Origin of the sequence: Enterobacter sp. WP_7_1 (genome assembly GCF_003688535.1) — a bacterium.
In the GTDB taxonomy this organism is placed as follows: Bacteria; Pseudomonadota; Gammaproteobacteria; order Enterobacterales; family Enterobacteriaceae; genus Enterobacter; species Enterobacter asburiae.
In genome coordinates this window covers 70050-81617 of sequence record NZ_REFK01000010.1, presented here as the reverse complement: position 1 = coordinate 81617, position 11568 = coordinate 70050, and the positions used below count along the sequence as shown (strand labels likewise).

Genomic DNA, 11568 nt, shown 5'->3' with positions numbered 1-11568 from the left:
TTTATTTTCGCTATTCTCTGCTGACCCGGCGGCGTGTGTGCCGTTGTTCCGTGTCAGTGGAGGCGCATTATAGGGAGTTATTCCGACGTGACAAGCATAAAATACAAAAAACTTTTCGTTCGCTCACTTTTCAAACTTAACGCTTATTTATGTCGCGAATCGCCCGTTAAATGTGCGATTTCCCGCGCAAAACTGGCCACCTGCGACCAGTCGGTATAAACCACTTCTTTACGCGTATCGGTTTCACCCCCGGTCATCTTCATAATCAGGCGGATCATAAAGCGGTCATACCAGCGGTAGCGAGGGTAGCGCAGCGCGCCGGCAAAGACGGCGCACAGGTCTGGCTGCCACGGCGAGCTGAGTAAAAACTTGCGCGTGTAGCTGTTGGTCTGCGGTGTACGCTTCTCAGCTTTACGTGCGACCAGGTTGACCGAGTAAAAGGCACCGGGCAATTTGTTGAGCACCGCCGTGTGCTTTTTCACAAAGCGATCCAGCGCCGGATGGAAATGCCCGTAACGAATTGACGCGCCAATTACCACGCGATCGTAATCCTGCCAGGTTATCTGCTCCGCACGGTTCAGGTTCACCACATCCGAGTAAATACCCAGCTCTTTTAATTCCGATGCCAGATACGCGGCAATCTCACGCGTTTGCCCGTCTCGCGTAGAGAAAAGAATCAGTGTTTTCATCAACGGCTCCTTACTCGCGCCAGAATGTAGGGGTGAACAGCACCAGCAGCGTAAAGACCTCAAGACGACCAAACAGCATATTGGCAATGAGGATCCATTTCGCGACCGGATTCATGCTGGCAAAGTTATCCGCCACAACGCCCAGGCCAGGCCCGAGGTTATTCAATGTTGCGACGACGGACGCAAAGGCGGAGAAATCATCCACTCCCGTCGCGATAATCGCCAGCATGCTGACGATAAAGACCAGCGCATACGCCGAGAAGAACCCCCACACCGCTTCGAGGATACGTTCCGGCAGCGCGCGGTTCCCCAGTTTGATGCTGTAGACCGCGTTCGGGTGAACCAGGCGCTTCAGCTCGCGGTTCCCCTGCTTAAACAGCAGCAGAATACGAATCACCTTCAGACCACCGCCCGTAGACCCCGCACAACCCCCGATAAATGCAGAGCATAACAGCAGCACCGGCAGGAACAGCGGCCAGCGCGCGATGCTGTCCGTGGTAAACCCGGCGGTCGTCGCCATCGATACCACCTGGAAGAACGCCTGATTTAGCGTAGTCAGCGCGGAGTTGTAGACATCATGGAACCACAGCACCAGGGTACAGATGATCACCAGCGTCAGCTGGACGCCAATGAACATGCGGAACTCTGGGTCACGCCAGTACACCTTCAGGCTGCGCCCGCTCAGTAAAGAGAAGTGCAGACCGTAGTTACAGCCAGAGATCAGCAGGAAAATAGCAATGATGGTATTAATCGTTGGGCTGTCGAAGTAGCCGACGCTGGCATCGTGAGTGGAGAACCCGCCGATAGCTATCGTCGCGAAGCTGTGTCCGATGGCGTCGAAAGCGGGCATCCCGGCGAACCATAGCGCCAGCGCACAGGCCACCGTCAGCAAGACATAGATAAGCCAGAGAGTTTTCGCCGTCTCGGCAATACGCGGGCGCATCTTATTATCTTTCAGCGGTCCGGGCATTTCGGCGCGATAGAGCTGCATCCCCCCGACGCCCAGAATCGGCAGAATAGCCACCGCCAGGACGATGATCCCCATCCCCCCGAACCACTGCAGCATCTGACGATAAAAGAGAATGGCGTGCGGGAGTGAATCCAGCCCCACCAGCGTCGTCGCCCCGGTGGTCGTTAAACCGGAGAAGGATTCAAAAAAGGCATCCGTGATGCTCAGGTTAGGCTGCTCAGAGAAGATAAAGGGCAGCGAACCGACACTCCCCAGCACCGTCCAGAACAGGACCACAATCAGAAAACCTTCGCGAGATTTCAGTTCACCTTTCTGACGACGGTTTGGCCACCACAGCAGCGAGCCAATCGCCAGCGCGACAAAGAAGGTCTGGGTAAATGCCCGCCCCGCGCCGTCCCGGTAGATAAGCGCCACCAGTCCTGGGAGAATCATCGTCCCGGAAAAAAGTATGACCAGCAGTCCAACGATTCGGGTTATGGCACGAAAATGCATCTCTGCCGCTTCCTTTGGTATTCAAAAGTGAGGTGGGGATTATTCTTCAATCGGCAGCAATTGCAACGAACCACGACTAAAATCAGCTAGTTTTGCTGAAAAAGCAGCCAGTTCCGCCTGAGGAAGCGCCACGCGTAATTGCACCATTGCCTGATATTCACTGTGCGCGATGACGCCGTTAAACTGCCTCAGCAGCGCCTCGATGCCGGATAACTGGGCGTAATCGCACAGTAAAGTATATTCGGTGAGCGGCGTTTTGCGGGTGGTTATGAGCATATTCAAAGCCTGCTGAACCCCACCGCCGTACGCTTTAACCAGCCCACCCGTGCCTAACAAAATACCACCGTAGTAGCGCACCACCACGGCGGTAATTTCACCCACGCCGCTGCCCATCAGCTGCGAAAGCATAGGTTTACCGGCCGTGCCCGCCGGTTCACCGTCGTCGGAAAACCCCAGCTGTTGCGAATCGTCAGGCGGCCCTGCCACCCACGCCACGCAGTGGTGACGCGCGTCAGGATGCTCCGCCCGGACGGACTCGACAAACGCCTTTGCCGCCTCTACGCCGTCGGTATGCGCCAGCAGCGTAATAAAGCGGCTTTTCTTGATTTCCTCAACAAAGGTGACCGGTTCAGCCGGTATCAGCCAGCTTTCCATCAGGCCAGCTTCAGGTCTCGCGTCATGTTCTCGATACCGTTTTCGTGAACCACAACGTTATCTTCGATGCGAATACCGCCAAACGGCTTCAGCGCGTCAATTTTTTCCCAGTTGAAGTGTTTGCTGAACTGGCCTTCACGCCACGGCGCCAGCAGGGATTCGATAAAGTAGATCCCCGGTTCAATCGTCAGCACCATACGCGGCTCCAGAATACGGGTGCAGCGCAGGTAAGGATATTTAGACGGTGCCGCCAGGTGCGTACCGGTATCATCCTGCATAAAGCCCGCAACGTCGTGAACCTGCAGGCCCAGCGGGTGGCCGATACCGTGCGGCATGAATGGCCCGGTCAGATCGTTCTCGACCATCGCCTCTTCGCTCATGTCTTTCACAATCTGATGCTTACGCAGCAGTTTTGCGATGCGCTGATGGAACTGGATGTGGTAATCCACATAGCTGGTTCCCGCCTTCATGGTGGCAATCAGCGCCAGCTGTTCATCGTTCACGTCTTTAATCAGCTGCGCGAAATCGGTATCCGCATTCGCCGCCCAGGTACGGGTCAGGTCGGCCGCGTAGCCGTTGTACTCTGCCCCTGCGTCCAGCAGGAAGCTGCGCATTTCCGACGGAACATGGTGATCCAGTTTGGTGTAGTGAAGCACAGACGCGTGCTCGTTCAGCGCGACAATGTTGCTGTACGGCACGTCGGTATCACGGTGGCCTGTCGCGGTCAGATAGGCCTGGTTGATGTCGAACTCGCTCATACCGGACTGGAACGCTTCATGCGCCGCACGGTGACCGTTCACCGCCGTTTTTTGCGCTTCACGCATGCAGTAAAGTTCGTAGTCGGTTTTATACGCGCGGTAATAGTGCAGGTAATCAAGCAACCCTTTCGGGTTGAGTTTGTCTGCCGGAATATCCAGACCCAGCGCGCGCTCCGGAACAGGGCCAATGTAGCCGATATTGCCACGCGCCGCAGGCAGCTGGCTGCCAATGCCGTCCGCTTTCGGCAGCGCAATCACGTCAATCTCTTCGGTCCAGAAAGAGGTCGGCAGCGGCTCTACGTTGTGCCAGTAATCGACAGGCAGGTAGAACCACAGTTTCGGCTTGTTCACGCCATCCACCAGCAGCCAGCAATTTGGAACCTGAGTTACCGGTACCCAGGCTTTAAACTGCGGGTTCACCTTAAACGGATACGCGTGGTCATCCAGAAAGGTATTCATCAGCTCGCCGGAGTGGATCAGCAGCGCATCCAGCTTAAAGCGGGCCAGTACATCGCGGGTACGTTCCTGTAGGGTAACGATATGATTTTTATAAAGCGAAGCCAGTGAGTCCATCATTCTTCCTTTCGTTTTTTTGACCTCAAGTCATCGCATCTTAGCACACCTCACTCCGGCTGCGTGATTTCCACCGACCGTGATCAATGCAGCATTTTCTTAATGAGTAATTTGCATTTTATTAACATAAATCCCACACTCCGATTCATCTGGTATGACCAGATCCAATTGCTGGATTCAGGAGACTGACATGCTCTACAAAGGCGACACCCTGTACCTCAACTGGCTGGAAGATGGCATTGCCGAACTGGTGTTCGATGCCCCCGGCTCAGTAAACAAGCTTGATACCGCGACGGTGGCCAGTCTTGGCCAGGCGCTTGATGTTCTTGAAAAACAACCTGAATTAAAAGGGCTGCTGCTGCGTTCGAACAAAGCGGCCTTTATTGTCGGTGCCGATATCACCGAGTTCCTTTCGCTGTTCCTGGTCCCGGAAGAACAGCTGAGCCAGTGGCTGCACTTTGCTAACAGCGTCTTTAATCGTCTGGAAGATCTGCCTGTCCCGACCATTTCCGCCGTTAACGGCTACGCGCTGGGCGGTGGCTGCGAGTGCGTGCTGGCGACCGACTACCGTCTGGCGACGCCGGACCTGCGCATCGGCCTTCCGGAAACCAAGCTGGGCATCATGCCGGGCTTTGGCGGCTCCGTGCGCATGCCGCGCATGCTGGGTGCCGACAGCGCCCTTGAGATCATTGCCGCAGGTAAAGACGTCGGCGCCGAACAGGCGCAGAAAATCGGCCTGGTCGACGGCGTCGTGAAGCCAGAGAAACTGGTTGAAGGTGCTGTCGCCATTCTGCGTCAGGCCATCAACGGCGATCTCGACTGGAAAGCCAAGCGCCAGCCGAAGCTGGAGCCGTTAAAACTCAGCAAAATTGAAGCCACCATGAGCTTCACCATCGCCAAAGGCATGGTGATGCAGACGGCAGGTAAACACTACCCGGCGCCGATCACGGCGGTGAAAACCATTGAAGCGGCGGCCCGCCTCGGTCGCGACGAGGCGCTGAAGCTCGAAAATCAGAGCTTTGTCCCGCTGGCGCACACCAATGAAGCCCGCGCGCTGGTCGGTATCTTCCTCAACGATCAGTTCGTGAAGGGTAAAGCCAAACAGCTGACTAAAAACGTTGAGACGCCAAAACATGCGGCGGTACTTGGTGCGGGCATTATGGGTGGCGGCATCGCTTACCAGTCGGCCTGGAAAGGCGTGCCGGTAGTGATGAAAGACATCAGCGAGAAATCTCTGACGCTGGGCATGACCGAAGCGGCCAAGCTGCTGAATAAACAGCTGGAACGCGGAAAAATTGACGGGCTGAAGCTTGCAGGGGTGATCTCCACCATTCAGCCTGTGCTGGAATACAGCGGTTTCGACCGTGTCGACGTGGTGGTCGAAGCCGTCGTCGAGAATCCGAAAGTCAAAAAAGCGGTGCTGGCGGAAACGGAAGACAAGGTTCGTCCTGAGACCGTGCTGGCCTCTAACACCTCCACCATTCCAATCAGCGAACTGGCGAGCGTGCTGAAGCGTCCGGAAAACTTCTGCGGGATGCACTTCTTCAACCCAGTACACCGTATGCCGCTGGTCGAAGTGATCCGTGGGGAAAAAACCTCTGACGAAACCATCGCCAAAGTGGTGGCGTGGGCAAGCAAGATGGGCAAAACGCCGATCGTTGTTAACGACTGCCCGGGCTTCTTCGTCAACCGCGTGCTGTTCCCTTACTTCGCCGGTTTCAGCCAGCTGCTGCGCGACGGTGCGGATTTCCGCAAAATCGATAAAGTGATGGAAAAACAGTTCGGCTGGCCGATGGGCCCGGCGTATCTGCTGGACGTGGTCGGCATTGATACCGCCCACCACGCTCAGGCGGTGATGGCGGCAGGCTTCCCGCAGCGTATGCAGAAAGATTATCGCGACGCCATTGACGCGCTGTTCGATGCTAACCGCTTCGGCCAGAAAAACGGCCTGGGCTTCTGGCGCTATAAAGAAGACAGCAAAGGTAAACCGAAGAAAGAAGAAGATGCCGCGGTGGATGGTCTGCTGGCCGACGTCAGTCAGCCGAAACGCGACTTCACCGACGATGAAATCATCGCCCGGATGATGATCCCGATGGTCAACGAAGTGGTGCGTTGCCTGGAAGAAGGCATCATCGCCAGCCCGGCAGAAGCCGATATGGCGCTGGTATACGGCCTGGGCTTCCCTCCGTTCCACGGCGGCGCGTTCCGCTGGCTGGACACGCTCGGCAGCGCCCGCTATCTCGATATGGCTCAGCAGTATCAGCACCTCGGCCCGCTTTATGAGGTGCCGGAAGGGCTGCGCAACAAAGCGCGCCATAACGAACCCTACTATCCAGCAGTTGAGCCAGCCCGTCCGGTTGGCGAGCTGAAAACGGCTTAAGGAGTCACAATGGAAAAGGTTGTCATTGTTGATGCGATTCGCACCCCGATGGGCCGTTCAAAAGGCGGTGCATTCCGTAACGTGCGTGCGGAAGACCTCTCCGCACACCTGATGCGTAGCCTGCTGGCGCGTAACCCGGCGCTGGATCCTGCTGCGCTGGACGATATCTACTGGGGCTGCGTGCAGCAGACCCTGGAGCAAGGTTTCAACATCGCCCGTAACGCGTCGCTGCTGGCGGAGATCCCGCATTCGGTTCCGGCTGTCACCGTGAACCGCCTGTGCGGTTCATCAATGCAGGCGCTGCACGACGCGGCGCGTATGATCATGACCGGTGATGCGCAGGCCTGCCTGGTGGGCGGCGTTGAGCACATGGGCCACGTGCCGATGAGCCACGGGGTCGATTTCCACCCGGGCATGAGCCGTAACGTGGCGAAAGCCGCGGGGATGATGGGTCTGACCGCCGAGATGCTCTCTCGTCTGCACGGCATCAGCCGTGAAATGCAGGATGCCTTTGCCGCGCGCTCTCACGCTCGCGCATGGGCGGCGACGCAGTCCGGTGCCTTTAAGAATGAGATCATCCCGACCGGCGGTCACGACGCAGACGGCGTACTGAAGCAGTTCAGCTACGACGAAGTCATCCGCCCGGAAACCACCGTAGAAGCGCTTTCCACACTGCGCCCTGCGTTTGATCCGGTCACCGGTACGGTAACGGCAGGTACTTCGTCGGCGCTGTCAGACGGTGCCGCCGCGATGCTGGTGATGAGCGAAAGCCGCGCCCGCGAGCTGGGCTTAACCCCTCGTGCTCGGGTACGTTCGATGGCGGTCGTGGGCTGCGATCCTTCAATCATGGGCTACGGCCCGGTTCCGGCCTCGAAGCTGGCGCTGAAAAAAGCGGGATTAACCTCCAGCGACATCGACCTGTTCGAAATGAACGAAGCGTTCGCCGCGCAGATCCTGCCGTGCATTAAGGATCTGGGGCTGATGGAGCAGATCGACGAGAAGATTAACCTCAACGGCGGCGCGATCGCCCTCGGTCACCCGCTGGGCTGCTCCGGAGCGCGTATCAGCACAACGCTGATTAACCTGATGGAACGCAAAGATGCCCAGTTTGGTCTGGCAACGATGTGTATCGGGCTGGGTCAGGGTATCGCGACGGTGTTTGAGAGAGTGTAAGGCTATAACGTAGGCCCGATAAGCATCGCGCCATCGGGCTTTTGCCGGGAGGCGCTGCGCTTTCCCGGCCTACGAGAGGTATCTCGCCGCCAGTGGCGTCATTGGCGAAGAGAGAGAGTTTAGTTGCCGTTCTTCCCGCCTGTCAGGGGCGGGTTTTTTATTTAAATGAAGGCAAACGCATCGCCGAACAGGCGGTCTTCACGCGCGTCACGTTCGTTACAGAACAGGTCACGGGCAATTTTCGCCATCTCAAAACGGCCAGCGATATAGATATCGTGCCCTGCCAGCGTGCCATGATCCTGCAGCACCGCCGTCAGCACCGTCCCACTACGACCACGCCAGCCCTCTTCCGGCTGCTCAACCACCGGCTCAATACGCAGGTTAGGATGAGTTACGCTCAGCGCTTCCAGTTCAGACAGGTCGTACAGATGTTTCTCTTCGCGGCCACCCCAGTAAATGGTGATGTCGCGGTCCGGGTTTCGCGCCAGTGCGGTCAACAGAATAGAGCGCACATAAGAGAAGCCCGTACCGCCAGCGATCAGGATCAGCGGACGGTCTTCGTCATCGCGCAGCCACGCATCACCGTGCGGAATATCCACTACGATTTCACGTTCCTTCAGGATCCGATCCATCACCGCCATCGCATACAGGTTAAGCTCTGACGCACCAATATGAAGCTCAATAAATTCCTGCTCCGCTGGCGTTGAGGCCATAGAGAAAGGACGCTTATCACGCTCATCCATCACAACCATCAGGTACTGACCCGCGCGGAAAGAGAATGGCGCTTCTGGCACTAAACGGACGCGATATACGGTGTCGGTGATGGCATCTACCGAGGTCACTTTACAGCTTAAGGTTGTCATTCGCTCTCTCTGTCGGGAAGTCTATAGGGCTTAACGGTCAGCTCAGGGTTTACCGTTATTCATTATGGCCAGCTCGTCCCAGATCGCGTCAATTCGCGCGGTCACTGCAGGATCTTTTTTGATCGGGCGACCCCATTCACGGTCGGTTTCGCCAGGCCATTTATTTGTGGCATCCAGTCCCATCTTTGAGCCAAGACCGGAAACCGGCGAGGCAAAATCCAGGTAATCTATCGGCGTGTTTTCGACTAACACCGTGTCTCGCGCCGGGTCCATTCGCGTGGTAATGGCCCAGATTACGTCATTCCAGTCGCGGGCGTTAACGTCATCATCGCAGACAATAACAAATTTGGTATACATAAACTGGCGCAGGAAAGACCATACGCCCATCATCACGCGTTTAGCATGGCCAGGATACTGCTTCTTCATCGTGACCACCGCCATGCGATACGAGCATCCTTCAGGCGGCAGATAAAAATCAACAATTTCCGGGAACTGCTTTTGCAGAATTGGCACAAACACTTCGTTCAGCGCCACGCCCAGCACCGCCGGTTCGTCCGGTGGACGTCCGGTATACGTGGAGTGATAAATCGCATCTTCACGCTGCGTAATGTGCGTCACGGTGAACACCGGGAAGTTATCCACTTCGTTGTAATAGCCGGTGTGGTCGCCGTAAGGGCCTTCTGGCGCCATTTCACCCTGCTCAAGGTAACCTTCCAGCACAATTTCCGCACTGGCCGGAACTTCGAGATCGTTAGAAATACACTTCACGACTTCGGTTTTCGTTCCGCGCAGCAGGCCTGCAAACGCATATTCAGAAAGGGTATCCGGCACGGGGGTGACGGCTCCCAGAATGGTGGCCGGATCGGCGCCTAAGGCGACAGACACCGGGAAACGTTCCCCCGGATGCGCAGCGCACCACTCCTGGAAATCCAGCGCGCCGCCGCGATGCGACAGCCAGCGCATAATGAGTTTATTCTTGCCAATCAACTGCTGGCGGTAAATACCGAGGTTTTGCCGCTCTTTGTGCGGGCCGCGCGTAACGGTCAGCCCCCAGGTGATAAGCGGAGCGGCATCTTCAGGCCAGCACTGCATGATAGGGATTTTGGTCAGATCAACCGCATCGCCTTCCAGCACTTTCTGCTGGCACGGCGCGCCGCGCAGACGTTTGGTAGGCATGTTCAGCACCTGCTTAAACTGCGGCAGTTTGTCGAACAGATCGCGGAAGCCTTTCGGTGGCTCCGGCTCTTTCAGAAACGCCAGCAGTTTACCGACTTCACGCAGCGCCGTGACGTCTTCCTGTCCCATCCCCAATGCAACACGACGCGGTGTACCAAACAGGTTGCACAGCACCGGCATTGAGTAACCTTTTGGATTTTCAAACAGTAATGCGGGGCCACCGGCACGCAGGGTGCGGTCAGCAATTTCTGTCATCTCCAGATAAGGATCAACAGGAAGTGTAATACGTTTGAGTTCACCCTGCTTTTCCAGCAGCGTCAGGAAGTCGCGGAGATCGTGGTATTTCATGCAGTTAATCATGGCCTCTCTGTAAGCGCTTCATTATACGGCGTATGCCTGCTTGATGCTGTAATTTTGTTAAATAAGCGTGAACTTATGCGTTCTGTTCCATTTTCCCCCATTATAATCAACTTAGCGATCCCGCCAGGGTTTTGATATGCTTGCGCCCCGAACTAAGGGAAAGAGTGATTATGCAGGCCTGGTATTTACTGTATTGCAAACGCGGGCAACTTCAGCGCGCGCAGGAACATCTTGAACGTCAGTCTGTCAATTGCCTGACACCCGTGATCACGCTTGAAAAAATGCAGCGCGGGAAGCGCACAACCGTCAGTGAGCCGTTGTTCCCGAACTACCTGTTCGTGGAGTTCGACCCGGAAGTCATCCACACCACCACCATCAGCGCAACGCGCGGCGTTAGCCACTTCGTTCGTTTTGGCGCCCACCCGGCAACGGTTCCGTCGACGGTCATTCATCAGCTGTCGATTTATCAACAGCCTGAAGGGATCACCGATCCCGAAACCCCTTACACCGGCGATAGCGTCGTGATTACCGAAGGCGCTTTCGAAGGCCTGCAGGCGATTTTTGCCGAGCCGGACGGGGAAGCGCGCTCTATGCTGTTGCTCAATCTGCTGAACAAGCAGGTGCTGCAGAGCGTTAAAAACACCGACTTCCGCAAACTTTAAACGTTTATCCCGAACAGATTACGCACGTTGTCATCCGTCTGCGCCGAAAGCCAGTGCGGATCCTCTCCGCGCCACTTCGCAACGCTCTCAACAATGTGCCCCAGATACGCGGGCTCATTTCGCCGCGATGCCGGTTTGGGCTTCATATCGCGCGGTAGCAGATAAGGCGCATCGGTTTCAAGGAGTAGCCGGTCAGCAGGGATTACCGGCAACAGCTCACGAAGTTCAAGCCCGCGACGCTCATCGCAAACCCAGCCGGTAATACCCAGATAAAGCCCTCGCTTCAGGCAATCCAGCGCTTCCTGCCGTGAACCGGTGAAGCAGTGCAGTACCGCGCCGGGCAGTTTATCCAGCCACGGATCCAGAAGTGCCAGGAAACGCTCATGCGCGTCGCGGCAGTGCATAAATACGGGCATTCCAAGCTCTGCCGCCAGCGCAAGCTGGGCAGTGAACGCCTTTTCCTGCTCTTCAGGCGTGGAAAAGTTACGGTTGAAATCGAGACCGCATTCGCCGATCGCCACAACGTCTGGCGTCTTCGCCAGCCTGTACAGGGTGTCGCCGCTTTCCGGGGTCCACTGGCTGCTGTCGTGAGGATGCACGCCGGCCGTAGACCAACAGCGATCGTAGCGTTGCGCCAGCTGCTGCGCCTGCTCGCTCTCATGCAGGTTGGTGCCTGTCAGCAGCAGCCCTTTCACCCCGGCTGCAAACGCGCGCGCAACCACCTCATCACGATCTTTCGCAAACTGCGAGCTGGTCAGGTTAAGTCCGATATCAAACATGCAAATCCCCATATAACAACCGCCCTGACGGGCGGCTGG

General features: G+C 56.6%; 10 protein-coding genes. 3 read left to right on the top strand and 7 right to left on the bottom strand.

Annotation, left to right across the window (positions count from 1 at the left end; all coding sequences use genetic code 11):
* Nucleotides 1-143: 143 nt before the first annotated feature.
* From hemG to pepQ, 4 genes are read right to left on the bottom strand one after another with little or no spacing between them, the layout of a single operon-like run.
* Complete coding sequence (gene hemG / locus BJ885_RS23080; protein ID WP_047647028.1) at nt 144-689, bottom strand: menaquinone-dependent protoporphyrinogen IX dehydrogenase; 546 nt, start codon at nt 687-689, stop codon at nt 144-146.
* A 10-nt stretch (nt 690-699) separates the two neighbouring features.
* Nucleotides 700-2151, bottom strand: coding sequence for a Trk system potassium transporter TrkH (gene trkH, locus BJ885_RS23075; RefSeq protein ID WP_023309600.1), 1452 nt, complete (start codon nt 2149-2151; stop codon nt 700-702).
* A 39-nt stretch (nt 2152-2190) separates the two neighbouring features.
* Complete coding sequence (locus BJ885_RS23070) at nt 2191-2805, bottom strand: IMPACT family protein (protein ID WP_121423306.1); 615 nt, start codon at nt 2803-2805, stop codon at nt 2191-2193.
* Entirely contained in the window at nt 2805-4136 is a 1332-nt protein-coding gene (gene pepQ, locus BJ885_RS23065; RefSeq protein WP_121930880.1) for a Xaa-Pro dipeptidase, read from the bottom strand. Before pepQ ends, BJ885_RS23070 begins: the two co-directional genes overlap by 1 nt.
* Before the next feature lie 190 nt (nt 4137-4326).
* On the opposite strand from pepQ, the gene fadB reads away from it, so the two are divergent.
* Nucleotides 4327-6516 (top strand): fatty acid oxidation complex subunit alpha FadB, encoded by a 2190-nt coding sequence (gene fadB / locus BJ885_RS23055; protein WP_121930881.1) that lies wholly within the window; start codon nt 4327-4329, stop codon nt 6514-6516.
* A gap of 9 nt (nt 6517-6525) precedes the next feature.
* Nucleotides 6526-7689 carry an acetyl-CoA C-acyltransferase FadA gene (fadA, locus tag BJ885_RS23050; protein ID WP_121930882.1) on the top strand — a complete coding sequence of 388 codons (1164 nt, stop codon included), beginning with the start codon at nt 6526-6528 and terminating at the stop codon, nt 7687-7689.
* 161 nt (nt 7690-7850) lie between these two features.
* On the opposite strand, the gene fre is transcribed toward fadA, so the two are convergent.
* Nucleotides 7851-8552: an NAD(P)H-flavin reductase gene (fre, locus tag BJ885_RS23045; protein ID WP_008501516.1), complete on the bottom strand. Its 702-nt coding sequence runs from the start codon at nt 8550-8552 to the stop codon at nt 7851-7853.
* Nucleotides 8553-8594: 42 nt separating this feature from the next.
* Nucleotides 8595-10085: a 4-hydroxy-3-polyprenylbenzoate decarboxylase gene (gene ubiD, locus BJ885_RS23040; RefSeq protein WP_162269347.1), complete on the bottom strand. Its 1491-nt coding sequence runs from the start codon at nt 10083-10085 to the stop codon at nt 8595-8597.
* 173 nt (nt 10086-10258) lie between these two features.
* On the opposite strand from ubiD, the gene rfaH reads away from it, so the two are divergent.
* A complete protein-coding gene (rfaH, locus tag BJ885_RS23035) occupies nt 10259-10750 on the top strand; it encodes a transcription/translation regulatory transformer protein RfaH (RefSeq protein WP_023309605.1) in 492 nt (163 codons plus the stop codon).
* Here the strand turns inward: rfaH and tatD are convergent.
* Nucleotides 10747-11529, bottom strand: coding sequence for a 3'-5' ssDNA/RNA exonuclease TatD (gene tatD, locus BJ885_RS23030; RefSeq protein WP_121930883.1), 783 nt, complete (start codon nt 11527-11529; stop codon nt 10747-10749). The two genes, rfaH and tatD, sit on opposite strands and share 4 nt — an antisense overlap.
* Nucleotides 11530-11568 lie beyond the last annotated feature (39 nt).